This window comes from Candidatus Acetatifactor stercoripullorum, from assembly GCF_944382095.1.
In the GTDB taxonomy this organism is placed as follows: domain Bacteria; phylum Bacillota; class Clostridia; order Lachnospirales; family Lachnospiraceae; genus Acetatifactor; species Acetatifactor stercoripullorum.
This window is the reverse complement of sequence record NZ_CALWMU010000030.1, coordinates 12,820-36,734: the sequence shown is the minus strand read 5'-3', so window position 1 is coordinate 36,734 and position 23,915 is coordinate 12,820. Positions and strand designations below refer to the sequence as shown.

Annotated in this window: 23 protein-coding genes; 2 read left to right on the top strand and 21 right to left on the bottom strand. The window is 49.4% G+C overall.

What is annotated here, in order from left to right:
- Nucleotides 1-332: 332 nt before the first annotated feature.
- The gene (locus SHK35_RS09970) at nt 333-731 is read left to right on the top strand and encodes a MerR family transcriptional regulator (RefSeq protein WP_318705046.1); all 399 of its coding nucleotides are present in this window, start codon (nt 333-335) and stop codon (nt 729-731) included.
- A 105-nt stretch (nt 732-836) separates the two neighbouring features.
- On the opposite strand, the gene SHK35_RS09965 is transcribed toward SHK35_RS09970, so the two are convergent.
- From SHK35_RS09965 to SHK35_RS09955, 3 genes are all read right to left on the bottom strand, one after another.
- Nucleotides 837-1,703 carry an EamA family transporter gene (locus SHK35_RS09965; RefSeq protein WP_318709653.1) on the bottom strand — a complete coding sequence of 289 codons (867 nt, stop codon included), beginning with the start codon at nt 1,701-1,703 and terminating at the stop codon, nt 837-839.
- A 363-nt stretch (nt 1,704-2,066) separates the two neighbouring features.
- Nucleotides 2,067-2,906, bottom strand: coding sequence for an aldo/keto reductase (locus tag SHK35_RS09960; RefSeq protein WP_318705048.1), 840 nt, complete (start codon nt 2,904-2,906; stop codon nt 2,067-2,069).
- 31 nt (nt 2,907-2,937) lie between these two features.
- Nucleotides 2,938-3,441 carry a flavodoxin gene (locus tag SHK35_RS09955; RefSeq protein ID WP_318709652.1) on the bottom strand — a complete coding sequence of 168 codons (504 nt, stop codon included), beginning with the start codon at nt 3,439-3,441 and terminating at the stop codon, nt 2,938-2,940.
- Between the two features lie 119 nt (nt 3,442-3,560).
- On the opposite strand from SHK35_RS09955, the gene SHK35_RS09950 reads away from it, so the two are divergent.
- Nucleotides 3,561-4,457, top strand: a complete 897-nt coding sequence (locus SHK35_RS09950) for a LysR family transcriptional regulator (protein ID WP_318705050.1) — start codon at nt 3,561-3,563, stop codon at nt 4,455-4,457.
- Here the strand turns inward: SHK35_RS09950 and SHK35_RS09945 are convergent.
- From SHK35_RS09945 to SHK35_RS09860, 18 genes are all read right to left on the bottom strand, one after another.
- Complete coding sequence (locus SHK35_RS09945) at nt 4,454-5,386, bottom strand: helix-turn-helix domain-containing protein (RefSeq protein ID WP_318709651.1); 933 nt, start codon at nt 5,384-5,386, stop codon at nt 4,454-4,456. The two genes, SHK35_RS09950 and SHK35_RS09945, sit on opposite strands and share 4 nt — an antisense overlap.
- Nucleotides 5,387-5,427: 41 nt before the next feature.
- The gene (locus SHK35_RS09940; RefSeq protein WP_318709650.1) at nt 5,428-6,672 is read right to left on the bottom strand and encodes a glycerate kinase type-2 family protein; all 1,245 of its coding nucleotides are present in this window, start codon (nt 6,670-6,672) and stop codon (nt 5,428-5,430) included.
- 374 nt (nt 6,673-7,046) lie between these two features.
- A complete protein-coding gene (gene pckA, locus SHK35_RS09935; protein ID WP_318705054.1) occupies nt 7,047-8,651 on the bottom strand; it encodes a phosphoenolpyruvate carboxykinase (ATP) in 1,605 nt (534 codons plus the stop codon).
- A 114-nt stretch (nt 8,652-8,765) separates the two neighbouring features.
- On the bottom strand, nt 8,766-9,293 hold the full coding sequence (locus tag SHK35_RS09930; RefSeq protein ID WP_318705055.1) for an IbrB-like domain-containing protein: 528 nt from the start codon (nt 9,291-9,293) through the stop codon (nt 8,766-8,768).
- 2 nt (nt 9,294-9,295) lie between these two features.
- Nucleotides 9,296-10,624, bottom strand: coding sequence for a phosphoadenosine phosphosulfate reductase (locus SHK35_RS09925; protein ID WP_318709649.1), 1,329 nt, complete (start codon nt 10,622-10,624; stop codon nt 9,296-9,298).
- 65 nt (nt 10,625-10,689) lie between these two features.
- Nucleotides 10,690-11,358, bottom strand: a complete 669-nt coding sequence (locus tag SHK35_RS09920; RefSeq protein ID WP_318709648.1) for a YkgJ family cysteine cluster protein — start codon at nt 11,356-11,358, stop codon at nt 10,690-10,692.
- On the bottom strand, nt 11,348-12,298 hold the full coding sequence (locus SHK35_RS09915; protein WP_318705058.1) for a glycoside hydrolase family 43 protein: 951 nt from the start codon (nt 12,296-12,298) through the stop codon (nt 11,348-11,350). The genes SHK35_RS09920 and SHK35_RS09915 overlap by 11 nt, the downstream gene beginning before the upstream one ends.
- Before the next feature lie 6 nt (nt 12,299-12,304).
- Nucleotides 12,305-13,405 (bottom strand): S-methyl-5-thioribose-1-phosphate isomerase, encoded by a 1,101-nt coding sequence (mtnA, locus tag SHK35_RS09910; RefSeq protein WP_318705059.1) that lies wholly within the window; start codon nt 13,403-13,405, stop codon nt 12,305-12,307.
- 37 nt (nt 13,406-13,442) lie between these two features.
- Nucleotides 13,443-13,934, bottom strand: a complete 492-nt coding sequence (gene ybaK, locus SHK35_RS09905; RefSeq protein WP_318705060.1) for a Cys-tRNA(Pro) deacylase — start codon at nt 13,932-13,934, stop codon at nt 13,443-13,445.
- 105 nt (nt 13,935-14,039) lie between these two features.
- Complete coding sequence (locus SHK35_RS09900) at nt 14,040-15,083, bottom strand: electron transfer flavoprotein subunit alpha/FixB family protein (RefSeq protein WP_318705061.1); 1,044 nt, start codon at nt 15,081-15,083, stop codon at nt 14,040-14,042.
- 46 nt (nt 15,084-15,129) lie between these two features.
- Nucleotides 15,130-15,912 carry an electron transfer flavoprotein subunit beta/FixA family protein gene (locus tag SHK35_RS09895; RefSeq protein ID WP_318705062.1) on the bottom strand — a complete coding sequence of 261 codons (783 nt, stop codon included), beginning with the start codon at nt 15,910-15,912 and terminating at the stop codon, nt 15,130-15,132.
- A 44-nt stretch (nt 15,913-15,956) separates the two neighbouring features.
- Nucleotides 15,957-17,108 carry an acyl-CoA dehydrogenase gene (locus SHK35_RS09890; RefSeq protein ID WP_318709647.1) on the bottom strand — a complete coding sequence of 384 codons (1,152 nt, stop codon included), beginning with the start codon at nt 17,106-17,108 and terminating at the stop codon, nt 15,957-15,959.
- Between the two features lie 89 nt (nt 17,109-17,197).
- Nucleotides 17,198-18,037: a 3-hydroxyacyl-CoA dehydrogenase family protein gene (locus SHK35_RS09885; protein WP_318705064.1), complete on the bottom strand. Its 840-nt coding sequence runs from the start codon at nt 18,035-18,037 to the stop codon at nt 17,198-17,200.
- A gap of 48 nt (nt 18,038-18,085) precedes the next feature.
- The gene (locus tag SHK35_RS09880) at nt 18,086-18,871 is read right to left on the bottom strand and encodes an enoyl-CoA hydratase-related protein (protein WP_318709646.1); all 786 of its coding nucleotides are present in this window, start codon (nt 18,869-18,871) and stop codon (nt 18,086-18,088) included.
- 138 nt (nt 18,872-19,009) lie between these two features.
- Nucleotides 19,010-20,194: an acetyl-CoA C-acetyltransferase gene (locus SHK35_RS09875; RefSeq protein WP_318705066.1), complete on the bottom strand. Its 1,185-nt coding sequence runs from the start codon at nt 20,192-20,194 to the stop codon at nt 19,010-19,012.
- Nucleotides 20,195-20,324: 130 nt separating this feature from the next.
- Nucleotides 20,325-21,404, bottom strand: a complete 1,080-nt coding sequence (locus SHK35_RS09870; RefSeq protein WP_442867441.1) for a M23 family metallopeptidase — start codon at nt 21,402-21,404, stop codon at nt 20,325-20,327.
- A 128-nt stretch (nt 21,405-21,532) separates the two neighbouring features.
- Nucleotides 21,533-22,060, bottom strand: coding sequence for a ribosome hibernation-promoting factor, HPF/YfiA family (gene hpf / locus SHK35_RS09865; RefSeq protein ID WP_318709644.1), 528 nt, complete (start codon nt 22,058-22,060; stop codon nt 21,533-21,535).
- A 570-nt stretch (nt 22,061-22,630) separates the two neighbouring features.
- Nucleotides 22,631-23,800, bottom strand: a complete 1,170-nt coding sequence (locus SHK35_RS09860; RefSeq protein WP_318705068.1) for a C40 family peptidase — start codon at nt 23,798-23,800, stop codon at nt 22,631-22,633.
- Nucleotides 23,801-23,915: the final 115 nt, after the last annotated feature.

Sequence of the window (23,915 nt, the reverse complement as noted above, 5' to 3'; positions counted from 1 at the left end):
CAGAAACGATATGGGGATGTAATAATAAGATTATAAAAGGTAGTGCTGCTCATGAATAGTTCATGAAACAACCCTGGTCGTCCCCAGGCTGCTGTTTACTCCTTCAAATAAATGTGATATCCTCTTCTTTACTTCATCTCTCATCCTGTTACCTCACTCCTATGCTCCTTGATACTTTCTTGTTTTCCTTGCATCCTCCTCTCAGCCATGCTACAATTCGATTGTTACTTCCGATTGATACCACCGATTATATTCTCCGGTTGTAACAACCGGTCAAGAGGTTTTTTCAAAAAGATTATGAATTTTATGTGAACAAAAGGAGGACTTTCGCAATGTATACAATGAAGCAGGTCTGTGAAGAAACCAATATGACCTACCAGGCCCTGAAATATTACTGCAACGAAGGCTTGGTTCCAAACGTAAAAAGAGATGCCAATAACCGCCGTGTTTTTGACGAGCGTGACTTAAAATGGATCAAGGATCTTGTGTGCCTGAAAAAATGCGGCATGAGCATTCAGGAGATGAAAGAATACCTTGATTTGTGCTTACAGGGGGAATCTTCCATTCCGCAAAGGAAAGAAATACTGGCAAAAAAACAGGAAGCACTGCGGGCATCCATCCAGGAGCTGGAGGACAGCGTTGCCTATATTGACTGGAAACAAAATTTCTATGACGAGGTGCTTTCCGGCAAACGGCCCTATGTAAGCAATTTGATCCGGGTGGAGACGTGAGCATCCAGACACAGGGAAACCCGCGCCGCCAGGCGTACATAAAAAAGAACCGCGTATCTGTTTGGTATTTGGCCATAACAGATACACGGTTCTTTTTCAGTTTATTCAGGGAATCAGCATGATCAGCGTGCCCGCCACAATGGCTGCAAGACCTGCGCACGCCTTTTTGGACAGCCGTTCCCCAAAAACAAGATAGGAAAAGGCAACCGTCACAAGAATGCTCAGCTTGTCAATAGGCACGATCACACTGGCGGGGCCGTCCTGCAGAGCCCTGTAATAGCAAAGCCAGGAAGCCCCGGTGGCTATCCCGGACAATAGGATAAAGAGCAGCTCCCTGGGAGAGGTCTCTTTCACCGCCCGCTGTCTGCCTGTCACAAATACCATAATCCAGGCCATCAAAAGCACAACGCCCGTGCGCACTGCCGTTCCCAGATTGGATTCCACATCGCTGATCCCGATTTTACCCAAAATAGAGGTCAGGCTGGCAAAGACAGCGGAGCCTGCAGCATAAAGAAACCAGGAATTTCTTTTTCCCTGCTGGTTTGCCGTCTCCTTCTTTCTTTCGATCATCAGATAGGTTCCTATGCCGATCAGGACAACGCCGATTGCCTTGGGCACATTGATTTCCTCGTGTAAAAGCACAAAGGCCAGCAGGATGGTCAAAATCACACTGGACTTGTCAACCGGAACCACCTTATTAATATCGCCCAGCTGCAGCGCCTTGAAGTAGCACAGCCAGGAAGCTCCGGTGGCCATCCCCGACAAAATCAAAAACAGCCATGATCTGCTGCTTATGGCGCCGATCTGGCCCTGTGATCCCACCACAAAAACCATCAGCCAGGAAAAGAGCAGCACAACAATGGTGCGTATGGCCGTGGCCACGGTAGAATCCGTCTTGCGAATCCCACACTTTGCCAGGATCGCTGTAATGCCCGCGAATATTGCGGAACCAAATGCAAATACAATCCACATAATTTTCTCCCTTTTCCATCCGCAGTTTTCCTTTTATGCGAATCTATTATCATAATACCTGAAAATCCTTGTTTTTACTCTCCCCTTTTGACTGCAGGGTCTTTACCCTTTGGCAAATTTTCCTCCACAGCTCCACCCAGAAGCCTGCCTGTCCGTGGGCCAGAATACTCATTCCCTCCGATCCTGAAAGGCATGGCTCTTATTTACATCATCATACCCAATTTGTATTTTTCAGTCAATGAAGTTTGATCCTACAATATGTTTGGGTGGTGCGCCCCAGCAAAGAACGTGTGCCCGCCGGGCACACTAAGCATAAGAGCGCAGTCCCCGGACAAAGGAACTGCGCTCTTTCTATTTTATATTCTATACTAAGGTCATAAACCACTCCACTGTCTTGGGATCATAGTGGGAGAAGAACAGGCTTTCTCCTCCGTCCAGCTCTTCGATTCTGGACATCTCCTCCGGAGTCAGCTCAAAGTCAAAGACATTGAAATTCTCCTCCATCCTTTCCTTATGGGTGGATTTAGGGATAACTACCACATCGCTTTGAATCAAAAACCGCAGGGCTGTCTGGGCCGTGGTCTTTCCATGGGCCGCACCGATCTCCTTCAACACAGGATTGTTGAAGTAATCGTTCTTCCCTTCCGCAAAGGGTCCCCAGGATTCGATCTGGGCGCCGTTCTTCTTCAGATATTCCTTGGCCAGCTTCTGCTGCTGGAACACATGGGTCTCCACCTGATTCACAGCAGGTTTGATCTCTGCAAAATGATGCAGGTCCAAAAATCTGTCGGGATAGAAATTAGATACTCCGATGGCCCGTACCTTGCCCTCCTTGTACGCTTCCTCCATAGCCCGGTAGGTTCCATAATAATCCCCAAAGGGCTGATGAATCAGCAGCAGATCAATATATGACGTCTGCAGCTTGGCCAGAGATTCTTCAATGGACGCTTTTGCCTTTTCATAGCCTGCATTGCTGATCCACACCTTTGTGGTGATAAAAAGCTCTTCTCTGGGCACGCCGCACTTTGCAATGGCATTTCCTACGCCCTCCTCATTTGCATAGGCCTGGGCTGTATCAATAGAACGATATCCTACGCTTATGGCATCCAGAACACACCTTTCTGCCTCAGCGGGATCTACCTGATAAACTCCGTAGCCCAGCATCGGCATTTTTACCCCATTGTTTAATGTAACATATTCCATATCCAAGTCTCCTCCTATTCTTCCTTCAATTTTAAATCCATTTTTCAATATCCTTCCCGGCGCGGTTCACGCTTCCTCCGTGAATCGCAAGTCCCTTTTCCACCTTTGCTTTTGGGCACAGCCGTTTGATATCGCTCTCGCTGCTTCCCATTCCGCTTCCTTCATGGGTACAAAAGGGCTTGATGGTTTTGCCGCTGAAGTCAAAATGCTCCAGAAAAGTAAACACGGCCATAGGCATGGTGCTCCAATAATTGGGATACCCCAGATAAATGGTGTCATATTCGTCAATGCTGTCAGGATAAGCCTTAAGCTCCGGACGGGCGTCACGCTTCTGATCCGACTGCGCCTGCGCAATGCACTCGTTATAGCTCTTTGGATAATCCTGAATCTGCTCAATTTTGAACACATCCGCACCCGTCAACTCTTTGATCATACCAGCAGCCACTTCTGTGTTGCCCACATCCAGGGTCTTAAGCATGCCGTTTACATAATTCTCACCGGCTCTGGAATAAAAGGCAATCAATTTTTTTGACATTTCCTTCCCTCCTTATCCTTTTGTGCTTTTATTATAACAGTACCTTTCTTGACACGGAATCTCCAGTCTGTTATTATTGTATAAACTGATAGTTTATGCTTTTTTATGGGAGGACTGCTGTGTACAATCCACTTTTAGATACCTTTATTGCCGTCTGCGACTGCGGCAGCTTTACCAAGGCGGCGGAACTTCTGTTTATTTCCCCCACCGCCGTTATGAAACAAATGAATTCCCTGGAGGAGCACCTGGATTTAAAGCTCATTGAGCGCTCTCCGTCCGGAATCCGCCTGACTCAGGCCGGAACCGTTATTTACCGTGACGCAAAGTTTTTGATGGACTATTCCAAAAAGTCCATTGCCAGCGCAAAAGCGGCCCTTTACGCGGACGACACTACCTTCTGCGTGGGCACCTCCCTGTTAAACCCTGCAAAGCCCTTTATGGATTTATGGTATCGTGTGAACAAGGACTTTCCCCAGTATAAGCTCCATCTTGTCCCTTTTGAGGACAATCACGAGGGTATTTTATCGGAAATTGAAAAGCTGGGAGAAAAATTTGATTTTCTGATCGGCGTGTGCGACTCAAAGGAATGGCTTTCCCGCTGTCATTTTCTGCCCCTTGGCCAGTATCAAAAAATGATAGCAGTCTCAAGAGAACACAGGCTTGCTCAAAAAAGCCGCATAGATATAGAAGATTTGTATGGGGAAACCCTGATGATGGTGCAGCGCGGAGATTCTGGGACAAATGATTTTATCAGGAATGATATAGAGAAAAATCATCCCAAAATTCAGATTGAGGACACGCCTCCCTTTTATGATCTCTCCGTGTTTAACCGCTGTGCAGAGACAGGAAAGGCGCTCCTGACCATAGAATGCTGGACGGAGGTTCACCCGGGGCTTGTCACCCTTCCGGTAAACTGGGATTATAATATCCCCTACGGTCTGCTCTATAGTCTGGATGCGCCCGATGATGTGCTGAGATTGGTGAAGGCTGCAAAAGCCCTGACGAATTTTGATTAGCCTGCCGGACTGTCCGGATTTATGGCTCTGTCCGTCAAAGAGCTGCGGATATCCTCTTTGGGAGCCGCTCCAAACATTTTCCGATAATCTCTGATAAACTGGGAGAGACTTTCATACCCTACCTCAAGGGACGCTTCCGTCACATTTTTCTTTTCATCCAGCATCAGCCGCCTGGCCTCCGTAAGCCGCAGCCGCTTCTGGCACTGCAGCGGCCCCATTCCCACAGCGCTTTTAAATTTCTGATGAAAGAGGGAAACACTCATGTTTCTCTGTTCTGCCAGCTCTTCCACCGTAAATGAACTGCGGAAATTCTCTTTAATCCAGCTGTTAGCCTGATAAATCTCCTCTGCCTGTCCGATGGCCGCAATGCTCTGCAGAAACTGCTTTCCACAGGAGCCGCAAAGGATATAGTAGATAACCTCCTGCATTGTATTTTTTCGCAGAAATTCAGACCAGACCTTCTCCTTCCTTACAGAAAAAAGCCTGTAAACAGACTCTGGCACTGCCCGGTCTGACGCCGCCATTTCCTGCTCCTTCATGGCTTCGCCCGCAATCCTTTCCGTCAGGTCATTGTCTAAGGCCAAAACCGCTGTTATCACGTCGTGAACAGTAAACTCAACAGAAAGGGCCAAAAAATCCTGCTGCCGGGAAAAGGCTAAAACAGACCCAAAAAGGGGCGTATCGATCTTCGAGACAGAGTACTGGCCCGCCATATAGTCCAGCATTCCCGAGGGGGTATAAAGCCTGAGCATACCGTCAAGCACAAGATAAAGATAGGGATTTTCTGTCTTGGGCATTTCAATCTTCCCCCGGGTGAAACGCCAGGCCGTTACAAAGGGAATATTCGTTTTATTTTCTCCTTCTCCCAAAGAAAGATCCCGCACCTGAGCCTGTAATTTTTCAAGGGCTGTATTCATATTCTCTCCCACGTATCCTTCCCTACTATTCCCTTCTATTGGGGTGCCTGCCATTATGCCCGCTCCCGCCTTTTGATAAGCAGCACCGCAACATCGTTTACGTTGGTTCCTGTGGGCCCCGTAACCACAAGCCCGTCCGCCGCCTGCAGCGCATAATAAGCATTGTTATCCCTTAATGTCTGGTAGATGTCTATTCCCGCAGCTTTCAGTCTGCAGGCGGTATGCGCATCCACAATTCCTCCTGCCGCGTCCGTGGGGCCGTCCGTTCCGTCAGAGCCCACGCTGAAAATGCACACCTCATGGAGCCCCACAAGTCCCTCCGCCGCTGAAAGAGCCAGCTCCTGATTTCTTCCTCCCTTTCCCGTGCCCGACAGATGCACTACTGTTTCTCCTCCTGCAATAAAGGCAAGGCTCTTTCCTGTCTTATCATGGGTTCTGGCAATCGCGGACAAAAAGGAACCTGCCTCCTTTGCCTCACAGCTTAAAGAATCTGTCAAAATCTGTGTCTCATACCCAAGCTCCCGGCATTTGCCCGCAGCCGCTTCGCATAAAAGCTCCACGTCTCCAATCATACAATAGCTGGTGTTTTCCAATCTTTTCGGTGTTTCCTGCCTGAGGGCATTCTCCGCCTCTGCGCTAAGCCGTATCCCATATTTTTTCACAATCTCCATGGCCTGGCCGCTTGTGCTCAAATCCACGCAGGCAGGACCGGAGCCTATGCTGTCCAGACGGCCTCCCACCACATCGCTTAATATGACTGAATGCACATGGGCGGGCATACACCACCTGGCAAACCGCCCTCCCTTTACGCAGGATAAATGCTTGCGCACAATGTTTATCTCCGTGATATCTGCCCCACAGGCTAAAAGCTGCTTTGTGATATCCAAAAGCTCTTCCCCCGGAATCATGGGTTTTTCAAATAAGGCAGAGGCGCCCCCGGAGAGCAGAAAGAGCACTTCGTCCTCTCTTGTCAGATTTTTCGTCAGCTCCAGTGCTTTTTCGGCGGCCAGAAAGGAATTTTCATCCGGTGTGGGATGTCCTCCCTCAAAGCAGGAAAAGCCCTCCATTTCACCCTTTATATGGCCATACTTGGTAATGACAATTCCACTGTGAATCTGATCCCCAAGCACTTCTTTTGCCGCGACGGCCATAGTATAGGCCGCCTTCCCAACGGAAACCACATACAACCTTCCTGCAGGCGGCTTATACCCCTGCAATTCCCTTTTCACGCTCTCCCCCGGGAGGACCTGACGGATCGCGGCTTTTATGATCTCCTGTGCATCTCCAAGTACGCTCATTTTCTCCTCCATTCCGAAGCGCAGCGTAGGAATCACGCAATATTCTCATGACCATATGTCTTTTACGCCAGCTTCCTTAAGCATAAAATACGCCGTTTGGCGCCATGCGCTGCAAACGGCGTATTTTTATCAACCATCCACAAATACAGTATTGTATTGATCGATACAGTCATCAAGCACCTCTTCAATATGAATGATGCCGCCCAGATATTCCCGTCCCGGCTCCTCAATAGGCACTCCGCTCTCCACCTGGCTCCTGTTCTTTCATTTTCTACCGTTTCCAGCAGCGGACGCCACGACTTGCAGCACATTCCCTGAAAAAATCGGGTGTGAAAAGCATCACACCCGACAAAAAGCAGTCTGAATTTCTTCTATTAAATCTGAGGACCAGCTGCAACCAGCGCCTTTCCAGCGTCGTTGCCCTCATATTTTGCAAAATTCTTGATGAATCTCTGGGCAAGATCCTTCGCCTTTGTCTCCCACTCGGAAGCGTCAGCGTAAGTATCTCTGGGGTCCAGAATATTGGTGTCCACACCGGGAAGCTCCGTAGGAACCTCAATGTTGAAGTACGGAATCTTCTTGGTAGGCGCATTGAGAATATCTCCGTTTAAGATGGCATCGATGATACCACGGGTATCACGGATGGAAATACGCTTGCCTGTGCCGTTCCAGCCGGTATTTACCAGATAAGCCTTAGCGCCGCTCATCTCCATTCTCTTTACAAGCTCCTCAGCATACTTTGTAGGATGCAGCTCAAGGAAAGCCTGTCCAAAGCAAGCGGAGAAGGTAGGGGTAGGCTCTGTGATGCCGCGCTCCGTACCAGCAAGCTTTGCGGTAAAGCCGGACAGGAAATAATACTGGGTCTGCTCCGGTGTCAGAATGGATACAGGAGGAAGTACGCCAAATGCGTCTGCGGACAGGAAAATTACATTCTTAGCCGCCGGTGCAGAGGATACAGGACGTACAATCTTCTCAATGTGGTCAATGGGATAGGACACACGAGTGTTCTCCGTTACGCTCTTATCGGTAAAGTCGATCTTGCCGTCCGCATCCAGAGTTACGTTCTCCAAAAGAGCGTTTCTCTTGATTGCATTGTAGATATCAGGCTCAGAATCCTTGTCCAGATCAATTACCTTTGCATAGCAGCCGCCCTCAAAGTTAAATACGCCGTTGTCATCCCAGCCGTGCTCGTCATCGCCGATCAGCAGACGCTTAGGGTCTGTGGAAAGGGTGGTCTTGCCTGTTCCGGAAAGGCCGAAGAAGATTGCGGTATTCTCGCCGTTCATATCTGTGTTTGCAGAGCAGTGCATGGAAGCGATGCCCTTAAGCGGCAGATAATAATTCATCATGGAGAACATACCCTTCTTCATCTCTCCGCCATACCATGTGTTCACAATTACCTGCTCACGGCTTGTAATATTGAACATAACTGCGGTCTCAGAATTCAGGCCCAGCTCCTTATAATTTTCAACCTTTGCCTTGGAGGCATTGTATACAACAAAGTCAGGCTCAAAATTCTCAAGCTCCTCTGCAGTGGGCTGAATGAACATATTGGTAACAAAGTGAGCCTGCCATGCCACCTCAACGATGAAACGGATTGCCATGCGGGTATCCTTGTTTGCACCGCAGAATGCGTCCACCACGTAAAGCTTCTTGTTGGAAAGCTCCTTCAGCGCGATTTCCTTCACTGTGTCCCATGCTTCCTGCGTAGCGGGATGATTGTCGTTTTTATACTCGTCAGAGGTCCACCAGACAGTATCCTTTGAATTCTCATCCATAACGATAAACTTATCCTTAGGGGAACGCCCTGTATATTCACCGGTCATTACATTCACTGCGCCAAGCTCGCTGACCTGTCCCTTTTCATAGCCTGTCAGCTCCGGTTTGGTTTCTTCTTCAAACAATACTTCATAAGAAGGATTGTGCACAATCTCTGTGGTTCCTGTAATGCCATACTTGCTTAAATTAATTTCTGCCATCTGCATTTAACCTCTCTTTTCTTTATGTAGAAACGGAACCTCCCGCTTCCCTATCCTTAATTATACATAATCAGCCAATTAAATCAACAAAAAATCGCTTTGTTTTATTAAATGTTAAGATTCCTCATCGTCCATCACTCTCCATGCCTTTCCGAAATTTACATCCCGGAACAATGCGGTAAGGCCGGTAATCTGCTTAAGCCGCAGTATCTCATCCTTGTCCATACCCAGATGCTTGGAAATCCATGCGTCGGAGCGTCCCAGCTCATGAAGCTCCTTTATGATATTGCTCATAAGATCCACATCGTGAGAGCCCCTGGCCCGGTTGTGCCGGATGGTGCTGGCCATCCGGCAGTCCATAGGTTTATCTATAACAGAAACAGGCATTCTGCCCTTCTCTCTCTCATAGATATCGGGATAATCCAGCATAATCCGGTAGCGGTGGAAGCCGTCTACAATCACATAGGTGTCCTTCTCCTTATCGTGGTAGCAGACAATGGGCATGGTATACCCATCCTCCTTGATGCTGTCATAGAGGAGCTTCATTTCGGGAGGCGCCACTGCGTTGGGGTTGTAAGTGTTGGGCTCTATTTTTTCTATAGGAACGGAAATCACGTTATAAACAGGGCTTACGAATGTCATGGCTATACTCCTTGTCCTTCAATCACCTGGCTGTACTTGCGTTTGAGAAGATTCACATTCTTTTGCTGCTCTCTGGTCAGTCCAAAGCCCATAAAACGGCAGATATGATCGTTTTTCAAAATGCAGAAGCACATTCTTTTCCAGCTGGGAATGTCCTTCGTGGACTTTATATCATCCGTATTGTCAGGAATCTTTCCCAAAAATATCACTCTGGAATTTTTCATGACGGTATAATTGGAGACACCGTTTCGCCGGATCTGGTAGCCATGCTCTTCCAGCTCTCTGATAGTTTCCTCCTCCAGTCCTCCTCCCACATTGTGCCAGAAGCGTATAGAGGCTTGAAACTTATTGATATAATTTTGTCTAAGGCGCGCCGGAAGCGTAGCCAGAAGGAACCGGGTATAGGACTCCCAGGTATGTCCCTCAGGCAGGGTCACGTTTTTATAGCCCATGGCTTTGGTTTTTCCATAGATAGCGGCAAAATTTGCCCCCCGCACTCTCCCAACCAGCTTCACCCATATCTGCGGATCAATTACCCGGTATAAATTCAGGCTGTCCTTGGCATAGTCGTTAAAAGGAGAGGCCACCCGCATCTGCTCCGGCTTAAGCCCCGCCATATAGTAAAGATCATACAGACGATTGTAATCATATTGAAACAGATAGTTGGCATGCCATACGTCCCCTACGGACCAGTCATACATAGGAGAGGCGCACCAGACCTCCTTAAACTGTCTGCTGATCCAGCAGGTTCCCTTGTAGCCGTATTTTTTGTTGAGAATGCCGCTGTATCGCTGAAGAGATTCCTCCGCACGAATTCCCAAAAGACACACTGTCTTTCTGTTCTTGTGGAAGAGACGATACCACCGTCCGAACTGCTTTGCCAGATCCTCCTGGTGCATCCGGTATCGGTAGGTGGTTATGGGATTGTTTTTCAGATTGATTACATAGGGGTGCTCAGGCATGGGGCGCACCCATGAGTCTTCCTTGGTATCGTCCCATGGATACCAATACATCTCATAGCTGCTTAACGCCGTCCTGGTAGCCATAGGAAGGCACACCCAGTAGGGCTCCACTTCATCCTTAATCCGCTCGAAGGTTCGTTCCACATATTCCGTAGTCACAGTATACTGCGCCTCAAAATCCTGATGAAAAACCCCGATTTCCCGATTGGGATAATATTTTCTTCGAAAATCCAGAACGAGATTTAAAAGCAGTCCGCTGTCCTTTCCTCCCGAGAAGGATACAAATATGTTGTCGAATTCCTCAAACAGAAAGTGAAGTCTCAGCTGCAGTGCATCATACACATTTTGCGACAGATATTCACGTTTCATTTTTGCTCCCTGTCTGTTTCCATATTTTGGTAACTATGGTAACACAGAATTCGACAAAATACAAATTAAAATTCCCTTTTTGGCACCACCTGCCGGAATCGCGCAAGCCTTTCTTCAAACTGGGAATAAAAGTCCTCCAGAGCATAGGGCGCAAAATAAAAGGTGTTCAAAAGAAAAAGATTCAGGTTCCTGCAAAAGGAATCCTCCCCATTTTCCCAAAGCAGCTCCTCAACCTCTTTCAGCAGATAATGCCATGTAATGATGAATTCCTGATTCCGTTTTCCATCCGGCGTATCGATCCATTTGCTCACCTTCACCTTGGTGCGCAGGGCTGTACACTCTCCGGTCTGCAGAAAATAACGAAAGGACCCGTTTTCATAGTATCTTCCCAGCGGAAACAGTCTGCAGACTCCCGGACGAAGGGGATGTATGCTGCAGCGTTCCTGGGCATTTAAAAAAGGACAGCGTTCTTCCTTACCCGTCATCCTGAGATTTGGCAGAATTACGCCGTCCACCACGTTAAGCTGTGCATATTTTTGTAAAAGCTCCTCCATGGAACATTTTAATCCGGTGGTCAGCCGGAAAACGTCGTAAGGGTCTAAAATGATGGAATTCCCCATACCCTGACAGCACTTAGAACAGCCTGCACAGCCCTGAGCGTCCGCCTTCACCATGTCGTTGGGTCCATAGAGCTTTCCATCAGATATTTCCTCCAAAGTAACATTACGCCTCATCCTTCCCCCCATCCTTTCCCGGCCATGCGGCCGCCAGCGCCTGGTATTCTGCTTCCGTAATATTCAAAATGCCTCCATGACGCTTTTTTGTTTTACCCATATCAAACTCCTCCGGCCTCAGAATGCGGAACCTTCCCGAGGAAAGCCGATCCGTCACCAAAGGCAGATAGCCCTTCCCCTGAGCAAACCTGTCCACCATCAGACACCATCCCTGGGTGTGATTTAACGGAAAGATTTCCGGCCCCTCCACGCCATACAGCTGTGCAAGCTCCGGACTCTCCAGCTCCACAAAAGCCTCCGGCTCCAGGGTTCTGCCAAAATCCACGCAGATGCGCTTGGTGGTCTCATCCTTTGTGTAACGGTAATAGCCCTCTTTGACATGAATGATGGTGCTGTCTATCACATGATTCTCCTTCTCCAGAAACACAAAGGGCTCTGTAAATTCCCGGAAATTTCTTGTATATGCCCCATATATCCTCTGCTTGGGATTGGTATCTCCTGCAAGCTTTACCATGGAGGCCCAAAAAACCAGCACAGCATCCTTTTCGTCATCATAAACAGCCTCCGGCGCCCAGACACAGCCTGCGCCCTCCACGCCCACTGTTCGGGGAAAAGGTCCCGTCCAATGCACAAGGTCAAAGGATTCCCACACCAGAATATCCCTGCTTCCCTCATACTGTGCGGCCTCCCACCCCTTTCCGGCTTCTATCCGAAGGTCCGTTGCAATCAGGTAATATTTTTCCCCTTCCTTTTCCGGAAAGGGGGAACGAAGCAGGAAGGGGTCCCTTGCTCCCCGCTCTCCCACATTACTTCTCAGCACAGGCCTTCCCTGGTTTAAATCCTGCCAGTGCAGTCCGTCCCTGCTCAGGGAGAAATAAATCTGCTCCCCGTCCTTTTCCTCCCCAATGAAATGGGCAAACAAATATCCTGCTTCCTTCATGGTCTTTTACAATTCCTCCCCCTTTTCTTTTCTGTCCATGACAGCCTTCAGGCTCTCCGTGTAAGGAGCTCTGGCAATGCCGTACTCTGTGATGATCCCCGAAATAAGCTCATGGTCTGTCACATCAAAGGCCGGATTGTACACCTTTACTCCCTTGGGGGCCATGGGCTCTTTATACCACATTTCCGTAACCTCCTGGGGAGCACGCTCTTCGATGCAGATATCCCCGCCCTTGGCAGTATCCATGTCAATGGTGGAGGTGGGCGCGCACACATACACCGGCACGCCGTAATAGTTGGCCGCCAAAGCGGCCATGGAGGTGCCGATCTTATTGGCAGTATCCCCGTTTGCAGCCACCCGGTCACATCCCACAAATACAGCCTGCACCAGCCCCTTGGACATCACGGAGGCAGCCATGTTGTCGCAGATTAAGGTCACGTCCACTCCTGCACAGGATAGCTCATAGGCCGTAAGCCTGGCTCCCTGAAGGAGAGGACGGGTTTCGTCCGCAAACACATGAAAATGATACCCTCTCTCCTGCCCCAGATAAATGGGGGCAGTGGCCGTCCCATATTTCACAGTTGCAAGTTGTCCTGCATTACAGTGCGTCAGGATTCCATCCCCGGGATTCAGCAGACTCAGCCCATATTCCCCGATTTTTCGACAAACCTCCACATCCTCCTGACGAATGCGGAGCGCTTCCTTATGCAGGATTTCCTTCACTTCTGCCACAGGACGCTTTTCCTGCCGTCCCGCCTGCAGACACACAGCCTCCATCCGCCGCAAGGCCCAGGACAGATTCACCGCCGTAGGCCGGGAGGAGTCCAGATATTCCTTATACTCCCGGAATTTTTGGTAAAATGCCTCAAAATCCTGCTCCTCGATCTCCTTTGCCAGAACATAAATCCCCAGGGCGGCGGTTACACCGATGGCCGGAGCCCCTCTCACCTGCAGGCGGTAGATGGCATCCCATATCTCCTGAGCCGTTTTCAAAACCGCCAGCTGCGTGGTGCCTGGCAGCAAAGTCTGATCAATAATCACCACTGCATTTTGCGCTTCGTCTAATGCCACTGTTTCAAAAGACATAATGTTTTTTTCTTCCTGCATATCTTTTTTCCTTTCTTATCCATCTTTCTTATCCTTCTTACCCCTGGGCTTTCACAAGCTCTGCAAATTCCGCTCCTGCAGCTCTGGCCAGATCAGCGGGAGCCAGCTCTATCTGGGAGCCGATTCTGCCGCCGCTGACGATCATGGTCTCCAGGGCCTTGGCGCTTTCATCGATCCGCGTCACATACTGCTTTTTCATGCCCACGGCCGTACAGCCTCCCCGTATATATCCCGTGACTGCATTGATATCCTTTACATGAATCATTTCCATGCTCTTTTCTCCCACGCTTCTTGCAGCCTTTTTCAGATCAAGCTCACAAGCCACCGGGATCACAAACACAAAATAATTTTTGCTGCTTCCCTTTGCAACCAAAGTCTTATACACCTTCTCATAGGGCAGGGACAGCTTGTCCGCTATCTGCAGCCCGTCCACAAACGCATCGCACTCATAGGTATAGTGGGTGAATGGAATTTTCATGCCTTCCAATATGCGCATGGCATTGGTCTTAACTTCCTTTTGCTTCGCCATTTTATGGTACCGCCTTTTGCCTTCTTTTTTTCTGCCTCTATTATACAAAAAAATCCCCACAGAGCAAATACCCTGTGAGGATTCCTGTCCAAATTATTTAACGGATCAGTTCGCCGCCATTTCCGCCTTCAGCTTCTCAGTCAATGCAGGAACGATCTTATTCAAATCTCCCACAATGCCGTAATCCGCCACATCAAAAATGGGCGCGGTTTCGTCCTTGTTGATGGCGATGATCAAATCGGATTCCTCCATGCCTGCCAGATGCTGGATGGCGCCGGAAATGCCAATGGCAAAGTATACGTTGGGACGCACTGTCTTTCCTGTCTGTCCCACCTGAAGGTCCTTGGGCTTCCAGCCTGCATCCACCACTGCACGGGAGCAGCTTACGGTGCCGCCAAGCACTGCCGCCAGATCGTCCAGGAGCTTGAAGTTTTCTGCGCTTCCCACGCCGCGGCCGCCGGATACCAGAATCTTAGCGTCCATAATATCCACCGTATCGCTCACTGCCTTTACGATATCCAGAATTTCCACATAGTTTTTGTTGGGCGTAAAGCCGGGATTAAATTCCTCCACATTAGCCTTTGCCCCTTCCACCTTAGGGCGCTTCTGCATAACGCCGGGACGGACAGTAGCCATCTGGGGCCGGAAATCAGGGCAGGCAATGGTTGCAATGGTATTGCCGCCGAATGCAGGACGGGTCATCAGAAGCTGATTGTGCTTCTGCTCCTTTCCAGGAATGGGATTCATGGGGAAATCACCGATTTCCAGCTGGGTGCAGTCTGCAGTCAGTCCCGTGTGGACTCTTGCGGAAACCCTGGGGCCCAGGTCACGGCCGATGGCCGTTGCGCCCACCAGGAAAATCTCCGGCTTATATTTTTCAATTACGGATGCCAGCGCATGGGCATAGGGCTCCGTTCTGTATTCCTTCAGCTCAGGATCGTCCACTACGATCACCCGGTCCGCGCCATATTCAGCAAGCTCGTCCGCAAGCTCCTTTACGCCGCTTCCCACCAGCACGGCGGTCACCTCTGTTCCAAGAGTATCTGCAAGGTCTTTTCCCTTTCCGATCAGCTCAAAGGCAATGCTGTTAATTACGTTGTCTACCTGCTGGGCAAAGACATATACGCCTTTATATTCTTCTAAGTTCATTTCATATCCTCCATTCATGTATCATATCGGGAAAGAATTTTCATCTTTAAATTACATGCTTTTCCTTCAGCTTGCCAACAATGTAATCAACAGACTCTGCAGGATCAAGGGAAACCTTCTCACCGGCGCCCTTTCTCACCTTATCGGAAGCCTTTGCGATCTGGGTAGGCGATCCCTTTAAGCCAAGATTGGAGTCCTCTACATCCTTCAGATCGTTTCTGCCCCACACGGTAATCTCTGCGCTGCAGGCGTCAAAAATACCGCCGGGGGTCATGTAACGGGGCTCGTTTAACTCTGCCAGAGCTGTGATCAGGCAAGGCATTTTTGCCTTGAGAACATGATATCTGTCATCAAACTGACGCTCTACAATCACGCTGTCTCCCTCGATCTGGATTTTCTGGGCGTAGGAAATAACGGGAATGTTCAGGTGCTCGGAAATCTGAGGGCCTACCTGTGCGGTATCGCCGTCGATAGCCTGACGCCCGGTGATAATCAGATCATACTCCAGATTGCGCAGAGCGCCTGCCAGGGTCTGGGAGGTAGCCCATGTGTCCGCGCCGCCGAGAACTCTGTCCGTTACCAGGATTCCTTTGTCGGCTCCCATAGCCATAGCCTCTCTCAAAACATCTGCCGCCTTGGGCAGACCCATGGTGAGGGCGGTAACCTCCGCACCGTACTGATCCTTCAATCTTAAAGCGGCCTCTAAGCCCGCCTTGTCGTCAGGGTTCATTATGGTCATCATGGCCGCTCTGTCCAGGGTGCCGTCGGGATTAAACTTTACGCCGCCCTTGGTGTCGGGAACCTGTTTAATGCAAACAACGATTTTCATGTGTTTTCTCTCCTTATTTTCTATAGATTTCTTCCTGTTTTGGCCTACTTAAGCAGAGCCGCGGAGATCACCATTCTCTGAACTTCGCTTGTTCCCTCGTAAATCTCGGTGATCTTTGCATCGCGCATCATGCGTTCCACATCGTACTCTCTGGTGTAACCATATCCGCCGTGCAGCTGTACAGCCTTGGTGGTCACCTCCATGGCAACCTCTGCCGCATACAGCTTTGCCTGTGCCGCTTCAAATCCATATTCCTTCTGGGTAGCCTTTGCCATTGCCGCCTTGTATACCAGAAGCTTAGCCGCCTCTACCTTGGTTGCCATATCCGCCAGCTGGAACTGGGTGTTCTGCTGTGCTGCAATGGATCTGCCAAACTGCTTTCTCTCTTTAGTGTAGGCGATGGTTCTGTCAAGAGCGCCCTCCGCAATGCCGAGAGCCTGAGCCGCAATACCGATACGTCCGCCGTCCAGGGTGTGCATTGCAATCTTAAAGCCCTGTCCCAGCTTGCCTAAGAGATTCTCCTTGGGCACTCTGCAGTCGGTAAAGATCAGCTCATAGGTGGAGGAGCCGCGGATACCCATCTTCTTTTCCTTGGTTCCGAAGCTGAATCCGGGCGTTCCCTTTTCTACGATAAAAGAAGAAATCTCCTTAATCATTCTGCCTCGCTTTTCAATCATGCCGGTCACTGCAAAAATCACATAGACGTCGGCCTCCTTACCGTTGGTGATAAAAATCTTGGAGCCGTTGATCACATACTCGTCGCCGTCCAAAACCGCCTTTGTCTGCTGGCCCTGGGCGTCCGTGCCTGCTCCGGGCTCAGTAAGGCCGAAGGCTCCCAGCTTTTCTCCCTTTGCCAGAGGAACCAGATACTTCTGCTTCTGCTCCTCAGTGCCGAAGGTGAGAATGGGATCGCAGCAAAGAGAGGTGTGTGCGGATACGATAACGCCCGTGGTGCCGCACACCTTGGACAGCTCCTCCACGCACATTACATAGGTGAGGGGATCACAGCCCTGTCCGCCGTACTCCTTGGGAACAGGAATTCCCAAAAATCCACATTTCGCCATTTTGTCAACGGTCACTCTGGGAAACTGTTCTGTCTCATCCACCTCCTGGGCCAGGGGCTTCACTTCCTTTTCCGCAAACTCCTGAAAGAGCGTCCGTGCCATTTCATGTTCTTTCTTTAAGGTAAAATCCATGATTTTAATTCCTCCATAACGTTGTTTTTGTATTCAGAAAGCAGACTTGCAGCGCTGAGGTTGCCCTCCGCGCCGCTGATCAAATCCGCCTATTTTGTATAATCGTAGAAGCCCTTTCCGGTCTTTCTTCCCAGCTTGCCCGCACGAACCATCTTGCGGAGCAGGGGATGAGGACGATACTTGGGATCTCCTGTTTCGTTCTGGATTACCTCCATGATAGCCAGCACAATGTCAAGACCTACCAGATCTCCCAGTGCCAAAGGTCCCATGGGATGATTTGCGCCAAGCTTCATAGCCTCGTCAATATCCGATGCGCTTGCAGTGCCGTCAGCATAGATGCCGATAGCCTCGTTGATCATGGGGATCAAAATTCTGTTTACCACAAATCCAGGCGCTTCCTTTACCTCAACGGGAGTCTTGCCGATCTCTGCAGCGATTCCCTTGATCTTCTCCACCAGCTCTGCAGGTGTGTTCTCGCCTGCGATCACCTCCACCAGCTTCATTCTGTCCGCAGGATTGAAGAAGTGCATACCGATCATAGGTCTGTCAAGGCCCGCTCCTATCTCTGTGATGGAAAGGGATGAGGTGTTGGTTGCAAAAATGCAGTCAGGCTTTACAATATCCTGCAGCTCTTTAAAAGTAGTTTTCTTAATCTCCATGTTTTCAGGAGCTACCTCGATCACCAGATCACAGTCCGTGCAGATATCCTTAAGTCCCGTCACAATCTTTGCAGCGATGGCGTCTGCCTTCTCCTGGGTAAGCTTCTCCTTGCCCACTAAGAAATTCAAGTTCTTTAAAATCCTGCCCTTGCCGCCGTCTGCAAATTCCTGCTTGATATCGCATAAGCATACCTCATATCCGTCCGTCATGGCAAAAGCCTGTGCGATTCCGGCACCCATGGTGCCCGCTCCGATAATACCAACCTTCATTGAAATTTCCTCCTTATGCTTTCTATGTTCTCTTTGCTTATTTTGCTCTTAGCAGTTTTTGAAGGGCTCCTTCACCTTTTCCTTATTTTTGTCTAAGAAAAACGCCATGCCATACCTCTGATCCTGGGTCTCAAAGCAGTCTCCGAAAAGCTTCTCCTCGATCACAAGAGCCTGGTCCATATCCACGTCAAGGCCCTCATTGATTGCCTTTTTGCAGTTGCGCACCGCGATAGGCGCATTCTTTGCAATGCCTGCAGCCATCTTCTCCGCAGCGGGAAGCAACTCCTCCTTCGGATACACCGCATTTACCAGGCCGATTCTGTAAGCCTCCTCCGCCTTAATGTTTCGTGCGGTATAAATCATCTGCTTTGCCATGCCGGCCCCCACCAGACGAGCCAGCCTCTGGGTTCCTCCAAAGCCGGGCGTGATTCCAAGTCCCACCTCAGGCTGTCCGAACACTGCGTTGTCGGAACAAATCCTGATGTCACAGCTCATGGAAAGCTCACAGCCGCCGCCCAGGGCAAAGCCGTTTACCGCTGCGATCACCGGGATGGGGAAGGTCTCTATTTTGCGAAAAACATCATTTCCCTTCTTGCCGAAAGCCTCTCCCTGCGCCTTGGTCAGGGTGCTCATCTCGCCGATGTCCGCGCCTGCCACAAAGGACTTTTCTCCGGCGCCCGTGAGAATCAGCGCTCTCACCTCTTCTAAATTTACCATATCCAGGGTCTGATCCAGCTCCTCCAGCACTGTGGAATTCAGCGCGTTTAAAGCCTTTTCCCGGTTGATGGTGATAATGGCATAGCTGCCCTTCTGCTCATATAAAATATATTCCATGGTTCTCCTCATTTCTGCGCCGCTCTTAGCGCATTTAAAATTGTGACGGCATGAAAAAAGTCGAAAAGGCATTTGCCTGCCTGTGCGCAGGACAAATGCTTTTCCGCCTTTATCGCAGGGTACGCCCCTGCCAGAGCCTTAATCTTCTATTTTAACAATGGTAGCACAGCCCATGCCGCCGCCGATGCACAGCGTAGCAAGACCCGTCTTTGCGCCCTTTGCCTGCATCTCATGCAGCAGGGTCACAAGGATACGGCATCCTGACGCTCCCACAGGATGTCCCAGCGCGATGGCGCCTCCGTTGGGATTGAGCTGTCTATCCACATCAATGCCAAGGTCCTTGCCTACTGCAACAGACTGCGCTGCAAAAGCCTCATTTGCCTCAATGATGTCAAAGTCCTCAATCTTCATGCCGGTCTTTGCCATTACCTTCTTTGTTGCAGCCACGGGGCCGATTCCCATCACCTCAGGGCGAACGCCTGCAAGAGCGCCTGCCACAAAGGTTGCCATAGGCTTTACGCCAAGCTCCTTTGCCTTCTCTTCGCTCATCACTACGATAGCCGCTGCGCCGTCATTGATGCCGGAAGCGTTTCCTGCGGTGACAAAACCGCCCGGATTGATGGGACGAAGCTTTGCCAGGCCTTCCATGGTAGAGCCATGTCTGGGGCCTTCATCTGTATCAAAAACAATGGTTTCCTTTTTCTTCTTTACTTCAACGGGAACGATCTCTGCCTTGAACGCTCCGCTCTTCTGCGCCGCCTCTGCCTTCTGCTGGCTCTTTAAAGCAAACTCATCCAGCTCTTCACGGGTAAGTCCCCATTCCTCGCAGATATTGTCCGCCGTCTTTATCATATGATAATCATTGAATGCGTCCCACAGAGCATCCTTAATCATGGTGTCCACCAGGGTTGCATTGCCCATACGGTAACCATAGCGGCCCTGAGGAATCGCATAGGGAGCCATGGACATATTCTCCATTCCGCCGGCAACTACAATATCGGCATCTCCCGCCATAATCATCTGAGCCGCCTGGTTTACACAGTTCAAGCCGGAGCCGCACACTACATTCATGGTTACTGCAGGCACTTCAATGGGAAGTCCGGCTTTGATGGAAGCCTGACGGGCAACGTTCTGTCCCTGTCCCGCCTGGATTACACAGCCCATGTAAACCTGATCCACAGCCTCGGGGGCAACTCCCGCTCTCTTCAAAGCCTCTTTGATTACGATTGCGCCGAGCTCAACTACGGGAGTGGTGCTGAGCGTACCGCCCATTGTGCCGATAGCAGTACGGCAGGCACCCGCCAATACAACTTTCTTTGCCATTTGTTTTTCCTCCAATCAATGATTGTTATTTTTTTGTCATTGCCACTGTGCTTATTTTATCATAGGGCAGGCTCTTTTGCAATGCCTTTTGACAAAAAAATAACAGGCGCGGACCAAACTGTTATTTTGCTCAGCTCCCCGCCTGAAGCGCCTCCTCTACGCTCGGGTCGATAATGTCGTTTGTTCTGACCCATTCCTTGGTGCCCTCCACCTTCTGTGCAGGCTGCGTGTGCTTCGCCAAAAATCTTGTGAGCGCATAGAGGTCGATCCAGATTTCATTATTTCCCTCCTTCTGGGATTCGTCAAAGATCAGCTGCAGCCCCCAGTGCAGATGTGTCACTTCTATGTTGTTTACATTTTCCGTGGTGCTGTACCCGGTATGTCCCATGTAGCCGATGACATCTCCAGCAGTGACAATGCTTCCCTCCTCCAGATTTTCTGCATAAGGGTAGTTTTGTCTTAAATGGGCGTAATAGTAGTAGCGTCTGCCGTCAAAGCTCCGGATGCCGATGCGCCAGCCGCCGTACTGGTTCCACCCTAACGCTTCCACATACCCGGACTCCACAGCCATGATGGGTGTACCCGTAAGTCCCATCATGTCATGCCCAAGATGCTTTCTCTTGTACCCGTAGCTGCGTCCCACCCCAAAATCATCATAATGGGAATAGTCAAAGCCGCGGGCCAGAGGGAAATATGCCTTCAAGCCATACCTGGACTGGTATTTCATTTCCCCGTTCTCGTCCTCCATCTCCTCCTCATACTCCCCCACCATTCCTCCAAGTACTGCATCATAGGCCTCGTAATAGTAGGAATAATATTTTAAGTCCCCGGCCAGCTCCTCAATACTGCATTCTCCCTCCGACAAGGCCTCCGCAGCCTTTTCCAGCACAGACAGCGCCTTACTGTCAAATTCTCCTCCTGTCTTTGCAGCCGTATAGGCCAAAAGCTCAACCCAATCCACCTCATGGGTCGTCCCATGCGTGTCCACGTCCCAGGCATAAGCCCGGCATAACGCCTCGTAGGATACTGTAAAGTCCACCCATTTTATATAATCCTGCTCTGCAGTCGCAGCCTGGCCCGACGCAGGAAAAGCAGCCTCACCTTGTCTGAGCTCATTTCCTGCAAATATCCCCCCAAGCAAGATAATCCCTATGATTTCTACGGCGATTGCCCTTCTGACAATGCGCAGGAATGAATCACGGATAGCAATCCCCTCCACCACTTTCTTAAAAAAATATATGACGTGAAATCTTCCCCTATTCTCAAAAAAATCCCGTAAAAAAGCGCCGGCACAACCGACGCTTTTTAATAATAGAATATTTTCTTTTTCTCTTCTCTTTATGCCTCCGGCTCAATCAGCCCGTAGGTATCTCCCTTTCTCTTATAGACCACATTTACCTGGCCCGTTTCCGCATTGCAGAAAACAAAGAAATTGTGGCCCAGAAGCTCCATCTGAATGCAGGCATCCTCAGGATACATGGGCTTGATGTCAAACCGTTTTGTGCGGACAATCTTTATCTCTTCATCGTCCATATAATCATTTTCCACAAACAGCCTGCTGAAAGAAGCTGCAGCCTGATGCTTGTCCACCAGCTTATTCTTGTATTTTTTCAGCTGTCTTTCAATAATTTCTTCCACCAGGTCAATGGAGACATACATATCATTGCTCACCTGCTCGGAGCGGATTATGCTTCCCTTCACCGGTATGGTAACCTCGATTTTCTGGCGTTCCTTTTCCACACTTAACGTTACATGTACCTCTGTATCGGGATTGAAATACTTGTCCAGCTTGCCGATCTTTTCCTCCACTGCGGCCCTTAAGCCGGGAGTTACGTCAATGTTTCTTCCTACGATAATAAATTTCATGGTGCTCATCCCTTTCGGTTGTTTATTGTATAAGCATTATATCATAATATAATAGCTTTTTGCAACAATTTAACCTGTTTTTTACATGTTTTTGACTTTCCGTATGTCAATGAAAAGAGCGACAATTTTCGTGTAAAATCGATTTTTATTACAACTTCACAAAACAGATGTTTCCCTGACCGCCCACAAGAATTGCCTTTTATTTACAGAGAAATCTGTGGATAATGTGCATAACTCAGTGTATAAATCTCTTTTGTCCTATTTTCCGGCATTTTTAATGTGGATAACTTTTGTTTGTAATATGATTTCATTTGTTCGGAATAGCGTTTCCAAAACATTTTTTGTATAAATTGCACAGATTACCAGCTTTATCCAGTATTTTCGGTTCTTTTAATATTTTGACAAATCCCGCAATTTCATGCACAAAACAATGGCTGCAACGCATTGGAAGCTTTCTGTTGCCATGAAACGTGCGCCGCCAGGCGCACGCAAAAAAGCCGCCCTGCATCCCCGTCCGGGGACAAGGCGGCTTTTTATTTCTGCCGTTCTTTCTATACTTTCTATTATTTATTAGAAAATTCTTCTTACAGCCAGAACCTTCTTATAGTCTGCATTCGATACGATAATTCCTGTCTTGGCGGTGGACGCGTGCACGATCTGTCCATTGCCGATATAGAGAGCCACATGACCGGAATAGCAGATCAGGTCGCCCGGCTGTGCATTTTCCAAACCGTCTACCGCATAACCCTGGCTGCGGTCTGCAGAGGACGAATGAGGCAGGCTGATACCAAAGTTTGCATACACGCTCATGACAAAGCCAGAGCAGTCGGCTCCCTCTGTAAGGCTGGTTCCTCCGTATACATAGGGATTTCCCACAAACTGCAGTGCGTACTCCGCAACTGCAACACCCATTTCGCTTCCGCTGCCAACCGAGTAGGTGGTTGTACTGCTGCCGGAAGAAGTCTGGCTCTGTGCGGCCTTTGCAGCAGCCGCCTCTCTTGCCTTCCTTCTCTCCTCTTCTTCCTTGGCAAGCCTTCTCTCTTCCTCTTCCTTGGATTCTGCCTGCACAAACTCTGAGTGCAGAGTCACATAAGCGGTGGACACCCAGCCGATACCTTCCTCTATATCTACCTTTACCCAGTTTTCCGTCTCCTCCAGCACCACCAGATCGTCATCTATGGGCACCAAACCCAGTACAGACGCCTCAAGGCTGGGCTCTGTCCTGACCTTCAAGGTGGTAGTGGTTACAGTTGCAATCCTGGTTCCCACCTGCTTTGCAAGCTCCACAGCCGCCTCTCCCGTCACACAGTACTCCGCTTTTACATAGCCTGTAACAGAGCCGGAGGTAATCTGATACCATCCGTTCTCCTCCGCGAGAAAGGTTCCTACAGAATCATCATACAGCTTTCCAACGATTTCGCCCTCTTCGCTGGGAATGCTGCGCACATTTACATAATCATTTACCTGAGCGATCACCAGGTTGCGGAAGGTTTCCTCCTCGCTTGGCTGCTCCTCCTCTTCTACCTGCTCCGGCATCAAAATAGATTGTATCTCCAAAGCCGTACCGCTTACATCCGTGGTAATATTCTCAAGTGTATTTCCCTTTGCAATGGTCAGATCAACGCCGCCGCTGGGCAGAACCGTTGTGGCTGCCGCCGCATCCGCCGTAATGCTCATTCCCGAAAAAGCCATGACTGCCGCCAAAGCATATGCTGTTACCTTCACTGAGCCGTGAACCATACCGTCCTCCTGTGACCAATTTCCCATTATTTGTTACGAATTTATTACATCTGTTAACAAATATATCACTAAAAGATTCTTTTGTCAACTATGGGAATAATTTGGAAAATATCCT